15 protein-coding genes are annotated in these 15,316 nt (G+C 71.8%); 6 read left to right on the top strand and 9 right to left on the bottom strand.

The annotated features are described in order from the left end of the window. Positions 1-92: 92 nt before the first annotated feature. The 3 genes from otsB to F8279_RS16435 all read right to left on the bottom strand — a co-directional run bounded on the left by otsB (position 93) and on the right by F8279_RS16435 (position 4,734). Positions 93-2,693, bottom strand: a complete 2,601-nt coding sequence (otsB, locus tag F8279_RS16425) for a trehalose-phosphatase (RefSeq protein WP_091423061.1) — start codon at positions 2,691-2,693, stop codon at positions 93-95. Beyond that, entirely contained in the window at positions 2,690-4,090 is a 1,401-nt protein-coding gene (locus F8279_RS16430; protein ID WP_013288079.1) for a trehalose-6-phosphate synthase, read from the bottom strand. Before F8279_RS16430 ends, otsB begins: the two co-directional genes overlap by 4 nt. A 362-nt stretch (positions 4,091-4,452) precedes the next feature. After that, entirely contained in the window at positions 4,453-4,734 is a 282-nt protein-coding gene (locus tag F8279_RS16435; RefSeq protein ID WP_151500416.1) for a hypothetical protein, read from the bottom strand. A 212-nt stretch (positions 4,735-4,946) separates the two neighbouring features. Here F8279_RS16435 and ettA point away from each other — a divergent pair, with 212 nt between their 5' ends. From ettA to F8279_RS16455, 4 genes are all read left to right on the top strand, one after another. Then, on the top strand, positions 4,947-6,623 hold the full coding sequence (ettA, locus tag F8279_RS16440; RefSeq protein ID WP_151500417.1) for an energy-dependent translational throttle protein EttA: 1,677 nt from the start codon (positions 4,947-4,949) through the stop codon (positions 6,621-6,623). Positions 6,624-6,636: 13 nt separating this feature from the next. Next, the gene (locus F8279_RS16445; RefSeq protein WP_013288077.1) at positions 6,637-7,080 is read left to right on the top strand and encodes a thioesterase family protein; all 444 of its coding nucleotides are present in this window, start codon (positions 6,637-6,639) and stop codon (positions 7,078-7,080) included. Next, positions 7,077-7,739, top strand: a complete 663-nt coding sequence (locus F8279_RS16450) for a hypothetical protein (RefSeq protein WP_151500418.1) — start codon at positions 7,077-7,079, stop codon at positions 7,737-7,739. Before F8279_RS16445 ends, F8279_RS16450 begins: the two co-directional genes overlap by 4 nt. A gap of 131 nt (positions 7,740-7,870) precedes the next feature. After that, positions 7,871-8,455: a YbjN domain-containing protein gene (locus tag F8279_RS16455; RefSeq protein WP_091423074.1), complete on the top strand. Its 585-nt coding sequence runs from the start codon at positions 7,871-7,873 to the stop codon at positions 8,453-8,455. A gap of 6 nt (positions 8,456-8,461) precedes the next feature. Here F8279_RS16455 and F8279_RS16460 read toward each other — a convergent pair whose 3' ends face one another. The 3 genes from F8279_RS16460 to F8279_RS16470 form a co-directional block, all read right to left on the bottom strand. After that, complete coding sequence (locus tag F8279_RS16460; protein WP_091423077.1) at positions 8,462-8,848, bottom strand: globin; 387 nt, start codon at positions 8,846-8,848, stop codon at positions 8,462-8,464. Positions 8,849-8,926: 78 nt separating this feature from the next. Next, positions 8,927-10,300 (bottom strand): MFS transporter, encoded by a 1,374-nt coding sequence (locus F8279_RS16465; protein WP_175438779.1) that lies wholly within the window; start codon positions 10,298-10,300, stop codon positions 8,927-8,929. 234 nt (positions 10,301-10,534) lie between these two features. Then, positions 10,535-11,608 (bottom strand): mechanosensitive ion channel family protein, encoded by a 1,074-nt coding sequence (locus F8279_RS16470; RefSeq protein ID WP_091423080.1) that lies wholly within the window; start codon positions 11,606-11,608, stop codon positions 10,535-10,537. A 209-nt stretch (positions 11,609-11,817) separates the two neighbouring features. Between F8279_RS16470 and F8279_RS16475 the strand changes: the two genes are divergently transcribed. Next, on the top strand, positions 11,818-12,357 hold the full coding sequence (locus F8279_RS16475) for an HNH endonuclease (protein ID WP_091423083.1): 540 nt from the start codon (positions 11,818-11,820) through the stop codon (positions 12,355-12,357). 9 nt (positions 12,358-12,366) lie between these two features. Here F8279_RS16475 and F8279_RS16480 read toward each other — a convergent pair whose 3' ends face one another. The 3 genes from F8279_RS16480 to F8279_RS16490 form a co-directional block, all read right to left on the bottom strand. Next, positions 12,367-13,236 (bottom strand): class F sortase, encoded by an 870-nt coding sequence (locus F8279_RS16480; RefSeq protein WP_091423087.1) that lies wholly within the window; start codon positions 13,234-13,236, stop codon positions 12,367-12,369. 14 nt (positions 13,237-13,250) lie between these two features. Beyond that, positions 13,251-13,760, bottom strand: a complete 510-nt coding sequence (locus F8279_RS16485) for a hypothetical protein (RefSeq protein ID WP_151500419.1) — start codon at positions 13,758-13,760, stop codon at positions 13,251-13,253. Between the two features lie 78 nt (positions 13,761-13,838). Next, the gene (locus F8279_RS16490; protein WP_091423095.1) at positions 13,839-14,279 is read right to left on the bottom strand and encodes an Lrp/AsnC family transcriptional regulator; all 441 of its coding nucleotides are present in this window, start codon (positions 14,277-14,279) and stop codon (positions 13,839-13,841) included. 142 nt (positions 14,280-14,421) lie between these two features. On the opposite strand from F8279_RS16490, the gene F8279_RS16495 reads away from it, so the two are divergent. After that, positions 14,422-15,306, top strand: coding sequence for a tryptophan 2,3-dioxygenase (locus F8279_RS16495; RefSeq protein WP_091423100.1), 885 nt, complete (start codon positions 14,422-14,424; stop codon positions 15,304-15,306). Positions 15,307-15,316 lie beyond the last annotated feature (10 nt).

Consider the following 15,316-nt stretch of genomic DNA (forward strand, 5'->3'; position numbering starts at 1 on the left):
CCCTGCTGCTGGACAACATGCTCAAGCAGTAACGCCCGTACGAAGGCGGCGGCGGGGCCCGGAAGGTCCCCGCCGCCGCCTTCGTACGGGCGTTACTGCTTGAGCATGTTGTCCAGCAGCAGGGCGCAGCGGATCAGGCCGAGGTGGCTGTACGCCTGCGGGTGGTTGCCCAGCCCGCGCTCGGCCAGCGGGTCGTACTGCTCCGGCAGCAACCCGGTCGGCCCGGCCGTGTCGACCATCTGGGTGAACAGCTCCTCGGCATCGCTGCGGCGGCCGGTGCGCAGGTACGCCTCGATCAGCCACGACGTGCAGATGTGGAAGCCGCCCTCCCGGCCGGGCAGGCCGTCGTCCCAGTGGTACCGGTAGACGACCGGGCCGCTGCGCAGCTCCGCCTCGATCTTGAGCACTGTGGAGAGGAAGCGCGGGTCGTCGCCGGCGAGCAGCCCGGAGATGCCGATCCACAGCGACGAGGCGTCCATCTCCTCGTAGCCGTAGGCGACGCTGTACGCCTCGGCCTCCGGGTGCCAGCCGTGCTCCAGCACGTTCGAGGCGATCCGGTCGCGCAGGTCGACCCACTCGGGCCGGTCCTCGCCGCCGTGCCGGCGTACCACGTGCAGCGCCCGGTCCACTGTCATCCAGAGCATGACCTTGGAGAAGACGTGATGCCGCGGGGGGAGGCGGGCCTCCCAGATGCCGTGGTCGGGCTCGTGCCAGCGGCGGCGTACCGCCTCGACCATGTTCTCCAGCACCCGCCACTCGTCGTCGCGGATCGAGCCCCGGGCGTCGGCCACGGCCGCGATCAGGTCCGCGACCGGGCCGAAGACGTCGAGCTGAAGCTGGTGGTTGGCGAGGTTGCCGACCCGTACCGGCCGGGAGCCGGCGTAGCCGGGCAGCGTGTCGATGACCGCCTCGGCGCCCAGCTCGAAGCCGTCCACCGTGTAGAGCGGGTGCAGCCGCTCCGGGTGCCCGCCGGTGCGCTCGACCACCCCGTCGATCCAGCGCAGCAGCCCTTCTGCCTCCTCGGTCGAGCCGAGGTCGACGAGGGCGCGTGCGGTCATCGCGGCGTCCCGCAGCCAGCAGTAGCGGTAGTCCCAGTTGCGGACACCGCCCAGCTCCTCCGGCAGCGACGTGGTGGCCGCGGCGAGGATCGAGCCGGTCGGCTCGTGGCAGAGGCCGCGCAGCGTCAGCGCGCTGCGGGCGACCAGGTCCCGGGCGGTGGCGGGCAGCCGCAGCGAGGCCACCCAGTCCTTCCAGGGCTGCTCGGCGGCGGCCTGCCGCTCGTGCAGCGGCAGGCGGTGCGGCTCCAGGCTCTGCGTGCCGAAGCGCAGCTCCAGCACCACCTGGCCGCCGGCCGCCGACAGGTCGACCACCGCCTTCGCGGTCTCGTACCCGGCGTCGTTTGTGACCTCCCACTCGACGCCGGGGGAGTGCAGCGCGACCGGCTCGTTGGAGCCGAGCACCAGCAGGCCGTCGTCGAGCGGCTGGAGCTGCACTGCCACCTGGCCGAACTCGGGGCGCGGCGCGAACTCGACCCGGGCCCGACCGGTGCCGCTGAGCACCCGGACCAGTGTCGAGTCGCCGCTGACCACGGCCGGGTCGTCCGGCGTGGTCTCGCGGACCGGCAGGTCGAGCCAGTCCGTCACGGTGAGGCCGGACCAGCGGGTCTCGACGGTCATCGTGTTGCTGCGGTAGCGCTGGCCCAGCGGGATGCCGCCCCGCTCCGGGCCGACGGTGAAGTGCCCGGCCGGGCTGCCGCCGACCAGGTCGGCGAAGATCGCCGCCGAGTCCGGCTTCGGGTGGCACAGCCAGGTGATCTTGGCTTCCGGTGTGACGAGCGCGACCGTACGGCCGTTCGCGAGCATCGAGTGCCGCTCGATCGGCACCGCCCGCTCGCCGAACAGCCAGTGCCGCCGCGTCTCCAGCAGCAGCCCCAGCGCGCGGGCCGCCTCGATCGGCTCGGCCACCCGGTAGTCGGCCCGGGTCTCCCCGGGACCGATCTTGATGCCGACGTCCGGCCCGGTCAGGTTGCCGAAGGCGTTCTCGTCGGTGACGTCGTCGCCGATGAACAGCACCGCGCTCGCGGCGAGCTGGGTGCGGAGCTGGTCGACGGCGGTGCCCTTGTTGGTCACGACCACCGACAGCTCGATGACCTCCTTGCCCTGGGTGACGGTCACGCCCTCCCAGGTCGCGGGGCCGTTGCGGACCGCCTCGACGGCCCGGGCGGCGACGTGCGGGTCGACGCCGCGGGTGTGCACGGCCACGCTGGCCGGCTTGCGTTCCAGGCGGATGCCCGGGTGCTCCGCGGCGATCTCGCGCAGCGCCTCACGGAGCCGGTGCCGGACCGCGATCAGCTCGGGCGTGAGCCGCTCGACGAAGCCGATGTCGAACTCCGAGCCGTGGCTGCCGACGAGGTGCACCTCGCTGGGTAGCCGGGAGAGTGTGGCCAGGTCGCGCAGCGCGCGGCCGGAGACGACGGCGACGCTCGTCTGCGGCAGCGCGGCGAGCGCGCGTACGGCCGCCACCGACTCGGGCAGCGGCACGGCCTTGCTGGGGTCCTCGACGATCGGCGCCAGCGTGCCGTCGTAGTCGCAGGCGACCAGGAGTTGCGGAACCCGGGCGATGCGGCCGATGGCGGCGCGCAGTTCGGGATCCAGCACGCCGCCGTGAACGGCGGCGGGGGCGGGCGGGGTCACGCAGCCTCCGTATCGGGGACGCCGAGCTCGCTGAGGAACGACTTGGCCCAGTGGCCCACGTCGTGGCTGCGCAGATGGCGTTGCATGACGCGCATCCGGCGGCGGGCTTCGGGCTTCTCTACATGCACGGCCCGCAGCAACGCGTCCTTCACCGCGTCCGGGTCGTGCGGATTACACAAAAACGCCTGGCGCAGCTCGGTGGCGGCGCCGGCGAACTCACTGAGCACGAGCGCGCCGCCCTGGTCGGCGCGCGATGCGACGTACTCCTTGGCCACCAGATTCATTCCGTCTCGCAGCGGGGTCACCATCATCACGTCGGCCGCGACGTACATCGCGGCCAGTTCGGAGCGACTGTACGACTGATGCAGATAATGCACTGCAGGCACGCCGACCCGGCCGAATTCACCATTGATCCGGCCTACTTCGCGTTCCACCTTCACCCGAAGTGCCTGGTAGTGCTCCACACGCTCGCGGCTGGGCGTGGCGACCTGCACCATAACCGCGTCGGGAACTGTCAACTTTCCGTCAGCAAGGAGTTCCCGGAAGGCCTTCAGGCGAAGTTCGATGCCCTTTGTGTAGTCGAGCCGGTCGACGCCCAGGATGATCGTCTTCGGGTTGCCCAGCTCCTCGCGGATCTGCTTGGCGCGGGCCTGGATCGCCGGATCCTCGGCCAGCCGCTCCATCTCCTTGGTGTCGATCGAGATGGGGAACGCGCCCGCCTTCACCTGCCGACCGTCGACCTGGATCATCTGGCCCTCGTAGCGCAGGCCGAGCAGGTGCCGGGCCAGGCGTACGAAGTTCTGCGCCGCGAGCCGCTGCTGGAAGCCGACCAGGTCCGCGCCGAGCAGTCCACGCAGGATCTCGGTGCGGAACGGCATCTGCATGAACAGCTCGATCGGCGGGAACGGGATGTGCAGGAAGAAGCCGATCCGCAGGTCCGGCCGCAGCTCGCGGAGCATCGCCGGCACGAGCTGGAGCTGGTAGTCCTGGACCCACACGGTCGCGCCCTCGGCGGCCACGTCGGCGGCGGCCTCCGCGAACCGGGCGTTCACCAGCCGGTACGCCTCGCGCCAGCGCCGCTTGTAGGCGGGCGTCTCCACCGCGTCGTGGTAGAGCGGCCAGATCGTCGCGTTCGACTGGCCCTCGTAGTAGCGCTCCAGCTCCTCGGCGCTCAGCGGCACCGGGTGCAGGCGGATGCCCTCCAGGTCGAACGGCTCGGGCGCGGCGCCGGTGCCGCCGGCCCACCCGACCCAGGTGCCCTGGTGCTCGGCCAGCACCGGGTGCAGCGCGGTCACCAGCCCGCCGGGGCTGCGCCGCCACTGCCGCCCCTCGGGTGTGCTCACCTCGTCGACCGGCAGGCGGTTGGCCACTACGACAAAGGAGCTACGGACGGTCACGATCGGCCACCTCCGGGTACTGACGGGTCCACCGCGATGAGCGTACTGAGCGTAGCTGCGGCGTCTGATCCCCCGTGCCGGAGTTACCTACCCGTCCCAGAACCGCCGAACCCACCGCGTGATCTTGTCGACACCCGTGGTTCAGAGGTCGATGATCGGCCACTCCTTGGGCAGCACCTCACCGAGCAGTTCCCGCCGGTCGCTCATGATCGGCGTGGTGGCCCGTGCGGCCTCCAGCGCCACCTGGGCGAGGTCCATGCTCAGGAGCGTGCGCGACCGGCCGCCGAGGAACATGCTCCCCGACCGCCTCGGTGCCGTCCGAGTAGGCCAGCAGGCAGGCGGTGTCGAGCACCAGCCCGGCGTCAGTCACGGGTCAGCCGTCCACGTGACGACTCGCCCAGCAACGCGGCGGCCCGGGCGCGCAGTTCCGGGGTGATCTTCGCCTGGGCCTCGTCGAGCGCGTGGCCCGCGTCGGCGAGCCCGCCGTCGGACAGCCGGAAGCCGACCTGCCGGAGCGTGTGCCGGGTGCGCTCGCCCGCCATCCGCTGCCGCACGCTCTCGGTGACGAACGCGGAGACGTTCGGCTCCTGGGCCAGTCGTTCGGCCACGTCGTCGGGGACGCTGACGGCGATCTTCTTGGTCATACTGTCGACCGCAATGAGTAGTACCGGTGCCGGCAACGAGGCTCGCCGCCGTACCCCTGGGTGGGGTGATGTGGGCGTGGCGGTCCGTACCTGTCAGGATTGACGGCGGCGTGCGCGCGGCCGGCTCCCGGCCGGCGGCGGCAGGCGCAGACGGCGCCCGCGCCCCGCACCCGACAAGCCCGCGATCGCAACCGACGGAGGTAGCCCGCACCGTGGCCCAGTTCATCTACGTCCTGGACAAGGCGCGCAAGGCGCACGGCGACAAGGTCGTGCTCGACAACGTGACGCTGAACTTCCTGCCGGGTGTCAAGATCGGGGTGGTCGGTCCGAACGGCGCCGGTAAGTCCAGCCTCCTCAAGATCATGGCAGGGCTGGACCGGCCGAGCAACGGCGAGGCCCGGCTCATGCCCGGCTACTCCGTCGGCATGCTCGCGCAGGAGCCGCCGCTCAACGAGGAGAAGACGGTCCTCGGCAACGTCGAGGAGGCGGTCGCCGAGACCAAGGCCAAGCTGGAGCGGTTCAACGCCATCGCCGAGCAGATGGCCACCGACTACTCCGACGAGCTGATGGAGGAGATGGGCAAGCTCCAGGAGGATCTGGACGCCGCCGACGCGTGGGACATCGACTCCAAGCTCGAACTCGCCATGGACGCGCTGCGCTGCCCGCCGCCGGACGCCGACGTCACCACGCTCTCCGGTGGTGAGCGTCGCCGGGTGGCGCTGTGCAAGCTGCTGCTGGAGGCGCCGGACCTGCTGCTGCTCGACGAGCCCACCAACCACCTGGACGCGGAGAGCGTGCAGTGGCTGGAGCAGCACCTGGCCAAGTATGCCGGCACCGTCCTGGCGATCACCCACGACCGGTACTTCCTGGACAACGTTGCCAACTGGATCCTGGAGCTGGACCGCGGCCGGGCCTACCCGTACGAGGGCAACTACTCCACCTACCTGGAGAAGAAGGCCGCCCGGCTCTCCGTCGAGGGCCGCCGCGACGCCAAGATGAAGAAGCGCCTCTCCGAGGAACTGGAGTGGGTCCGCTCGAACGCCAAGGCGCGGCAGACCAAGTCCAAGGCCCGCCTGGACCGCTACGACGAGATGGCCGCCGAGGCGGAGAAGACCCGGAAGCTGGACTTCGAGGAGATCCAGATCCCGCCGGGCCCGCGTCTGGGCAACACGGTCATCGAGGCGCAGAACCTCACCAAGGCGTTCGGTGACCGGGTGCTGATCGACAACCTGTCGTTCTCGCTGCCCCGCAACGGCATCGTCGGCATCATCGGCCCGAACGGCGTCGGCAAGACCACGCTGTTCAAGACCATCGTCGGGCTGGAACAGCCGACCAACGGCTCGGTCCGGGTCGGCGAGACCGTCTCGCTGTCGTACGTCGACCAGAACCGGCAGGGCCTGGACGGCGACAAGACCGTATGGGAGGTCGTCTCCGACGGACTCGACCACCTCATGGTGGGCAAGGTCGAGATGCCGTCCCGGGCGTACATCGCCGCGTTCGGCTTCAAGGGGCCGGACCAGCAGAAGCCGACCAAGGTGCTCTCCGGCGGCGAGCGCAACCGGCTCAACCTGGCGCTGACGCTGAAGATCGGCGGCAACGTGATCCTGCTCGACGAGCCGACGAACGACCTGGACGTGGAGACGCTGTCCAGCCTGGAGAACGCGCTGCTGGAGTTCCCCGGCTGCGCCGTGGTGATCTCCCACGACCGGATGTTCCTGGACCGGGTCGCCACGCACATCCTGGCCTGGGAGGGCGACGACCAGAACCCGGCCAAGTGGTTCTGGTTCGAGGGCAACTTCGAGGCGTACGAGAAGAACAAGGTCGACCGTCTCGGCGCCGAGGCGGCCCGGCCGCACCGGGTGACCTACCGCAAGCTCACCCGTGACTGACCGGTGCTGACCCTTGTCTGACCGGTTCGTCTACCACTGCGCGCTGCGCTGGTCCGACCTCGACGCGTACGGCCACGTCAACAACGCCCGCTTCCTCACGCTCTACGAGGAGGCCCGGGTGGCGATGATGTTCGCCGGCGGCCGGGCGTGGGGAGTGGGCTCGTTCGCCGACGGTGTGGTCATCCGCCGGCACGAGGTCGACTACCTGCGCCCGGTGGACTACGCGCTCGGCCGGGCCAGCGCCGAGGCCGCCCCGACGGTACGGATCGAGCTGTGGGTGGACCAGATCAGGGCCGCCTCCTTCTCGGTCGCGTACGAGCTGTACGACGGCGACACGCTTGCCGGCACCGCCCGGTCGTTGCTGGTGCCGTTCGACCTGACGGCGCAGCGCCCGCGCCGGATCTCGCCGGAGGAGCGGGCGTTCCTGCTCCGCTACGCGCCGGGGCTGAGCGGATGACCGGGCACGGGTTGACCGGGACGGCGGACGCCGGGGCCTTCCTGGCCCGGCTGGTCCGGTTCGACCCGGCCACCCTGGTCCGGCTGCGGCCGGTGCCGGGTGCGGGCCGCACCGCCCTCTGGGCGCGTCTGCCGTGGGGCGTGCTCGTGGTCCGTACCGTGCCGGGCACCGCTGCCGGGGACGCCACGGTCGCGGCGGGGGAGCTGCTGGCCGAACTCTCCGCCGGGGGCGGGGCGCTTCCGGTACGCCGGGACGACGGCTGGCGGTGGCAGCTCCCACCCGCCGCGAGCCGGGCGGTGGAGGTGTTGCCCGGGGCCGAGCTGCGCCGGATCGCGGAGGCGGCGGCCGGGACGCTGCGCGAGGCGGCCACGCACGGCGTGGCGGGCCGCGCGGTCGGGCAGCGGGTGCTGCGGGACGCTCTGCTGGACCACGTCGCCGTGGTGGTGACCCCGGACGAGGCGCCGCGCACACCGGTGGAGGTGTCGCAGCGGCTGGTGCAGGCCGTGGTCCGGATGGGTTTCCTCGGCGCCGGCGCGGACGACGTTCAGGTGCGGACGGCTGGTCGATGGGTCGGACTCGTCGGACCGTTCGGGGCGGCCTGGTCGCGTACCGTCGCTGATCTTGCACTCAGGCCGACGCCAGGTCATCCGAACGGATGATCCCGCGTCGTCCTTCCGGTTTGGGGCGGTCGTTGGGGGGATGCCTCACGCCGTCTGTCCGGGTACCGTCCATCCTCGGATCCAACGCACCGTAGGCGTCCGGATCCGCTGGGGAGTGAGGTGCGCGAGCGATGCCGTGGTGGTCATGGCGCCCTGGTCCCGCCGCTGGCGGGGAGCCGGAGACTCGAAGCGGGACCACATTGGATGACACCATCCGGGTCGGCCCACCGACCCCTCGCCAGCCGGGGGACGACGTGGTGCCACCCGAGCGGCCGGTCCTCGCGGACATGCCGGCCACCGTCGCGCCGGTCACCCTGAGCCGGGTCTGCGACGCGCTCGACCTGCTCGACGTCCGCTATCTGGCCGACGGCGACGGCAACCTGCTGGCCATGTGGGAGCGGCACGCCGTGCTCGTCGCGCTGGAGGGCCCGGAGGACGAGATCCTGGTGATGCGGGCCCGTCCGCACGCGACGGTCCCGCCGGACTGGGCCGACCGGGCCTACCGCGTGGTGAACGAGTGGAACCACACCCGGCGCTTCTGCAAGGCGTACATCGGTGACCCGACCGAACGCGGTCAGCTCCCGATCTACGCCGAGTTGCAGGTCCCGCTCGGTGCCGGCGCCCACGACGCGCTGCTCGTCGAGATGCTCGACTGCGGCGCCGCGGTCGCCGTCACGTTCGTCGACTGGCTGCACGACGAGGGCGCCCTGCTCTGAGCCGGCTCAGCCGGCGGCCGGATCCTCCATCACGTTCACCATGAAGTAGGCGGCCCGCTCCAGGTAGTCCCAGAGCGCGGCGGCGAGCTGCGGCGGCAGGTCGAGCGTGTCCACCGCCCGGCGCATGTGCAGCAGCCAGGCGTCCCGCTCGGCCGCGCCGATCCGGTACGGCGCGTGCCGCATCCGCAGCCGCGGGTGGCCGCGCTGCTCCGAGTAGGTGTGCGGGCCACCCCAGTACTGGATGAGGAACAGGGTCAGCCGGTCCGCCGCCGGGCCCAGGTCCTCCTCCGGGTACATCGGCCGCAGCAGCGGGTCGTCGGCGACACCGGCGTAGAACTCGTCCACCAGCTTGCGGAAGGCCGGTTCACCGCCGATCGCCTCGAAGAGGGTCATCGACTCGCCTGGGGAAGTCACGCTTCCATCCTGCCAGGTGCGGCCCGGCGCCCGCGCCCGCCCGCGGGGCGGCGCTGATCACGTCACCGCGTGCCGGCGCCGGCCGTGCTCGTGGTTCCGGTCACCCGACGCGGGGCCGCGCGAGTGCGCGTGCGCGGGTCCGGTACCGGCCGGCGACTCGGCGCGGGCCGTCGCGATGGCTTCGTGGATCACCTGCGGCCGGGGCCAGGCGAGTGCCGCCCCGGTCATGATCAGCACACCGGCGGCGCTCCACACGCCGACCACCGACGGGACCGAGAAGCGCTCGGCGAGCGCGCCCGTGGCCAGCACCGCGGCGCCCTGGATGATCTGTGTGCCGCTGGCCATGACGCCGAACGCCCGGGCCCGGAACCCGTCCGGCAGCGCCTGCACGAACAGGCCGTTGGCGACCGGGACGAGCCCGGCGACGGCGAAGCCGCACCCGGCGGCCAGCAGCGCCACCACCGCCGGCGGCGGATTGAACAGCGCGGGTACGAGCGTCGCCGGCGCGATGATCATTAACGGTCGCATCAGCGTCAGCCGCCGGTCCGGGCCGACCAGCCGGCTGATGGTCAGCCCGCCGAGGATGTATCCGACCGGGACGGCGGCCATGATCAGCCCTTGCGCGGTGCCGGCGTCCATCCGGCCGTCGGTCCGGTCGGCGGCCCACCCCGCGGCCAGTCCCTCGGGGACGATCGAGAAGAGCATCGCACTGAACACCAGCACCGCGATGGCGCGCAGCACCGGCCGCTCGAAGACGATCTGGAAGCCCTGGACGGTCTCCCGCAGCAGGTGGCTGCGGTGCACCTCGGTCATCGCCGGTGGTCGCTCGCGTACGCCGAAGCGGACTATCGCGGCCGACACGGCGAAGGTGACGGCGTTGACGAGCAGCGCGGTGTTCGGGTTGAGCGCCGCCACCGTGGCGCCGATCAGGTAGCCGACCACCTGGGCGGCCTGGCCGGCGCTGGTGAACGCGGACAGGCCCACGACCAGCCGGTCCCCGGTCAGGATGTGCGGCATCAGCGCCGACCGCGCCGCCTGACTCGGCGGGTTCGCGAGCGTGGCCAGGAAGATCAGCGCGAAGACCGACCAGGTCGGCATCCAGGGCATCGCGACCAGCGCCATCAGCGCCATCCGGAGGAGATCGCAGACCACCATGACGCGCCGGTAGTGGTGCCGCTCGGCGAGCGCGGAGAGCAGCGGGCCGCCGATCAGCCAGGGAAGGTAGCTGGCGGCGAACGCGGCGGCGGAGAGCGCGACCGAATCGGTCTCGCGCAGCACGAGCACGGTGACCGCGGCGCGGGCCAGGTAGTCACCCACCCAGGAAAGGGTGTTGGCGGCGAAGATGGCGCGGAACTCCGACTGACCGAAGACGTCCCGGAAGGTGGCCGGGCCCTCCCGGGCGGGTCGCGCGTCGGACACCGTCGCCTCCATCGTTCCTGGTCGACCACTTGTGATGGCCCGACCGGGAACCGTCGTCAGATCAACCGATCAGCGAGGACACGAGCACGCCCCCCGGTGGAGCGTGTGCACCGGATTCTGCCCGATCGTCTGACAACTGGCTAGGGCGAACGGATTGATCGTCGCATCTCCGACTGAACGAACGGACGATACCCGAGGGGCCGCGCGGTGCGGAACCCCGGAAAATAGTCCGGCTCGTCCGGCGGCTCAGGTGGGTCCGCCGGTACCCGTACCCTCGGCGGCGGGCGGCGCCGGCGGCTGGACCGGCAGGCCGGGGAACAGCCGGGCGGCCGCGATCTGCGCGACGATCCCCGAGTTCTCCAACGCCTCCGCGAGGCGTCGGCGCAGCTCGCGGCCGACCGCGAACTGCCCGTCCGCGGTCGTCTTCACCACGGTACGGATCACCGCGCCGTCGACCGTCATCTGCTCGACGCCCAGGACCTCCGGCTGCTCCACGATGCTCGGCGCCAGCTCCGGGTCCAGCGCCACCGACGCCGCCGCGGTACGCAGCACCGCGGTGGCCTCCTCGGTGCCGGCGAACCCGATCGGCAGGTCGACCACGACGAGCGCCCAGCCCTGGCTCTTGTTCCCGACGCGGACGATCTCGCCGTTGCGGATGTACCAGAGCACGCCGCGGCCGTCCCGGACGGTGGTGACCCGCAGCCCCACCGCCTCGACCACGCCGGTGGCCTCGCCCAGGTCGACGGTGTCGCCGACGCCGTACTGGTCCTCTATCAACATGAACAGGCCGGCGATCAGGTCCTTGACCAGGCTCTGCGCGCCGAAGCCGAGCGCCACGCCGGCGATGCCCGCGCTGGCCAGCAGCGGGGCCAGGTCGAAGCTGAACTCCTTGAGCACCATCAGCAGCGCGATGCCGAAGACGAACGCGGTGACCATGCTGCGCAGCACCGACCCGATCGCCTCGGCCCGCTGCCGCCGCCGCTCCGGCACGAAATGGTCCGGGTCGAGCGTGGCGCTGGGGATGCGTTCCCGCAGCGGGCGGAGCATGGTCGGCACCGCGCCCTGGGTGGTGGTCCGCACAAGCCGGTTGATGGTCCGGTGCAGCGCCCAGCGGGCGGCCACCGCGATCAACAGGATCAACGCGACCCGCAGCGGCTTCAGCAGGATCCAGTAGCTGCTCTCGGCGAACCAGGCGGAGCCGGTGAGCCGGTACAGGAACTCGCAGGAACTGCTGCCCTGGCAGTCCGGGCGCCGGTCGGAGAAGGCCGACAGCAGGGCGGAGATCAGGTCGGAGACGTTCACCCTGCTTTCGTACCGCACCGGTGACCGGCGGTGGACACCGCCACCTCCGCGAAGTGTCGCTACCGGAGGGGGTAGCCCGGATTAGTGCGTGCAATCCGGGGCGCGATCAGGGACTATTGGCGCAACGGACGTCGGTGATCCGGCCGGCGTCGGAGCCGTTCCGCGCTGTCCGCGGGGCGGTTCCGGCGCACACGAGGCGGGAGGACTGGACCGGGAGGGTGAGCGCGATGCCTGACATACGACCCACTGCGGGCTCCGGTGCACTCGTTCTCAACGCCACCTACGAGCCCCTGTGCGTCGTGTCGGTGCGTCGTGCCGCGATCCTCGTCCTCAGCGCCAAGGCGGTCTGCGTCGCCGACGGCGAGGGCATCCTGCACAGCGCGCGAAACGCGTTACCGGTGCCCTCGGTGGTGCGCCTGACCCGCTACGTCCGGGTGCCGTACCGCACCCACATCGGGTTGTCCCGGCGGGCCGTGTTCGCCCGCGACGGGTGGCGGTGCGCGTACTGCCGGGGGCCGGCCGAGACCATCGACCACGTCTTCCCGCGCAGCCGGGGCGGCCGGCACGCCTGGGAGAACGTGGTAGCCGCGTGCGCGCGGTGCAACCACACCAAAGGCGACAAGACGCCGGCCGAACTGGGCTGGCGGCTGCACCACCTGCCGGCCGCGCCCAAAGGAGCCGCCTGGCGGGTGCTCGGGCACCGCGCCCCCGACCCGCGCTGGGCGGACTGGCTCGACCTGCGCGAGCCCGAGCCCGAGGCGGCCTGACCGGCCCGCTCAGCGCGCCTTGACCAGCGAGGCGTAGACGACCAGGTTGTCCGCGTACCCGGTCTCGCCGCCCACCCAGCGCCCGCCGCAGGTGATCAGCCGCAGGTTGGGCCGGCTGAAGTCGCCGTAGACGTCCTCCACCGGCAGCTTCTCCTTGCCGTACCGCTCGATCGACGTCACCTCGAACACCGCCACCGAGCGGTCCTCGCGGGTCACCTCGATCCGGTCGCCGTCGTCCAGCTCCTTCAGCCCGTGGAAGACCGCCGGACCGGTGGTGGTGTCGACGTGCCCGACGAGCACCGCCGGGCCGTACTGGCCGGGCGTGGGGCCCTGGTCGTACCAGCCGACCTCGCCGGCCCGCTCCACATCCGGCACGGCGATGCTGCCGTCCGGCGCGATGCCCACTCGGTGCACCGGCGCGCGCAGGTCGAGCTTGCCGATGCTCAGGCCGGTCGGTGGACTGGCCGGCAGCACCGGGAACTTCTGCGGCGGCGGGCGCAGGCCGGCGACGATCCGGTCCGGCAGCACGCTGACGCCGGTCACCCGTTCCACGCCGAGCATGGCCACGATCAGCGCCATCACGCTCGCCACCACGAGCACCGGGACACCCGGGCCGCGGCTCGGGGCGTACCGGCGGGTGGTGGTCCTGTCGGCGCGGGCCGTGACCGGCCGGGACTGCGGGTCGGCGGTGGCGACGCTGGCCGAGAACGCGTGCCCGGCGACGTGGGCGAACCGGCGCGCGGCCCCGGCGGTCAGCCGCAGCGCGGCCCGGAGCCGGCCGGCACGCTGCGGCGACCGGCGGCCGGGACGGGCGACGGCACGGCGGTTACGGTCCGCCGCCGGGCCGGTACGGTCCCGGCGGCGCGATGAGCGGGCCATTGCGGCACCTCTCGTCAGACGCGGCCGCCGGTCTTGCGGCGGGCGCTCACACCGGCCACCACTGCCACCGCGACCAGGCCACCGACCAGCAGCAGCGAGCCGGTGCCCCGGCTACCCGCGGTGCCACCACCGCCGGTCGCCGGTCCCTTGCTCGGCTGCGCCATGTTGAGCACGGTGAGCATGGTCGAGGCGGTGTTGCCGTTGGAGCAGTCCAGGTTCACCGGGTAGTCGCCCGGCGCCTTGTTGCCGGGCACGGTGACCGAGCCGGTGAGGAAGCCGTTGTCCGGCCGCAACGTCACCCGCCCGAAGGCGTCGGAGGTGACCTGCGCCTGGCGGTTGTTGCTGTTGTCGCAACCGGCCCGCAGGCTCACCCGGGAACCGGCCTGGACGCTGTTCGGCGTCACCTCGATGAACACGCTCTCGCCGGCCCGCGCCGGTGGCGCGGTGGTCAGGACGAACGCCGCGACCAGGCCGAGCAGGCCCAACACGGACGACAACGCGCGATGTGACACGAGCCCTCGCATGGTTCCCCCCTCCCGGCGCGACGGTGCGCCGGACCACTGACGGGCAGCGGCGCCTGCTTTCCCGGCGGGCGGGGGAAGCTAACGAGGTGCCTTGACCACGGGGTGCCAGGCCAGCGGCGTGGAGAGCACCATCGTGCTGGACGGCTGCCCGTAGGGTGCGAGACGGTCGATGACCTCCTCGAACTCGCCCATGTTGGTGGCGGCGACCTTGAGCATGCTGCACGCGTCCCCGGTGATCCGGTGGATCTCCATGATCTCCGGCCAGCCCGCGACGTCGGGGTCGTTGAGGATGCAGCGCGCGCCGTAGCAGGACATCCGGATCAGCGCGAGCACTGTGCGCCCGGCCCGGGTGAGGTCGACGTGGGCGTGGTAGCCGGTGATCACACCGGATTCCTCCAGCCGCCGCACCCGTTCGGCGACCGCGGGCGGCGACAGGTGGACCCGGCGGGACAACTCGCTGTACGAGAGCCGGGCGTCGGCCTGGAGCTCCCGCAGCAGTGCCCAGTCCATGTCGTCCACGCGCGGACCTTCCTTCCGTAAAGACGTCGACGCGAGATGGTTTCGGTTCGCGAAGTGAGACCACCATACCGCCGTTGAACAGGCATTCCATTCGGCCGCCCACCAGCGGGATCATGACGTCTACCCCGCGCACGGACGGAGAATGACTGTGGAACAGACGACGGCGGTGCGCCCGGTAACCCCCCAGGAACGGGCGGCTCGGGCGGCGCGCAACGGCGGCGAGCCGACGCTGGAGTTCGCCGACCGCGTGCCGTACGACGCGTACGTACGGGCCAGCACGCTGCACCGGCTCCAGGAGCCGCTCAGCGACGACCCGGGCGAGATGTCCTTCCTGATGGTCAGCCAGATCATGGAGCTGTACTTCGGCCTGACCTGCCACGAGCTGCGGCACGCCAAGCGCGAGCTGCGCGAGGACCGGATCTGGGAGGCCCTGCCCCCGCTGCGCCGCGCCGCCCTGCACCTGGAAGGGCTCAACGCCGCCTGGCACGGCCTGCGCTGGATGAGCCCGGCCGACTTCAACCGCTTCCGCGACCGGCTCGGTGAGGGCTCCGGCTTCCAGTCCGCCATGTACCGCCAGCTGGAGTTCCTGCTCGGCCTGCGCGACCGGGCGCTGATCCGCCCGTTCCGCCGGCAGACCGAGGTGTACGACGAGCTGACCGCCGCGCTCGCCACGCCGAGTCTCTGGGACGAGGTGGTGGCGCTGCTCGCCCGTAAGGGCTTCGACGTTCCCGCCGAGCTGCTGTCCCGGGACGTGAACGCCGAGCACGAGGCGCACCCCGCGGTCGAGGCGGCCTGGGTCCGGATCTACGGCGACAACGGCCCGGACAACCACCTGCGTCTGCTCGGCGACGCGCTGACCGAGATCGCCGAGGAGTTCGGCGACTGGCGCTGGAACCACGTCAAGGCCGTCCAGCGCACCATGGGCGCCAAGGTCGGCAGCGGCGGTTCCGCCGGACTGGCATGGTTGCAGCGCAGCATGGCCCGGGTGGTCTTCCCGGAGCTGTGGTCGGCCCGCACCGCGATGTGACGAGAGAGAA

It is taken from the genome of Micromonospora sp. AMSO1212t (assembly GCF_008868145.1).
GTDB lineage: Bacteria > Actinomycetota > Actinomycetes > Mycobacteriales > Micromonosporaceae > Micromonospora > Micromonospora tulbaghiae.

Excerpts from the sequence above, each read along its gene's own strand:
- F8279_RS16450 (WP_151500418.1), top strand. The coding sequence starts at position 7,077 with ATGACCGGGCACGGGTTGACCGGGACGGCGGACGCCGGGGCCTTCCTG.
- F8279_RS16475 (WP_091423083.1), top strand. The coding sequence starts at position 11,818 with ATGCCTGACATACGACCCACTGCGGGCTCCGGTGCACTCGTTCTCAAC.
- F8279_RS16495 (WP_091423100.1), top strand. The coding sequence starts at position 14,422 with ATGACTGTGGAACAGACGACGGCGGTGCGCCCGGTAACCCCCCAGGAA.
- F8279_RS16435 (WP_151500416.1), bottom strand. The coding sequence starts at position 4,734 with ATGACCAAGAAGATCGCCGTCAGCGTCCCCGACGACGTGGCCGAACGA.
- F8279_RS16485 (WP_151500419.1), bottom strand. The coding sequence starts at position 13,760 with ATGCGAGGGCTCGTGTCACATCGCGCGTTGTCGTCCGTGTTGGGCCTG.
- F8279_RS16455 (WP_091423074.1), top strand. The coding sequence starts at position 7,871 with ATGCCGTGGTGGTCATGGCGCCCTGGTCCCGCCGCTGGCGGGGAGCCG.
- F8279_RS16465 (WP_175438779.1), bottom strand. The coding sequence starts at position 10,300 with ATGGAGGCGACGGTGTCCGACGCGCGACCCGCCCGGGAGGGCCCGGCC.
- F8279_RS16480 (WP_091423087.1), bottom strand. The coding sequence starts at position 13,236 with ATGGCCCGCTCATCGCGCCGCCGGGACCGTACCGGCCCGGCGGCGGAC.
- F8279_RS16460 (WP_091423077.1), bottom strand. The coding sequence starts at position 8,848 with ATGACCCTCTTCGAGGCGATCGGCGGTGAACCGGCCTTCCGCAAGCTG.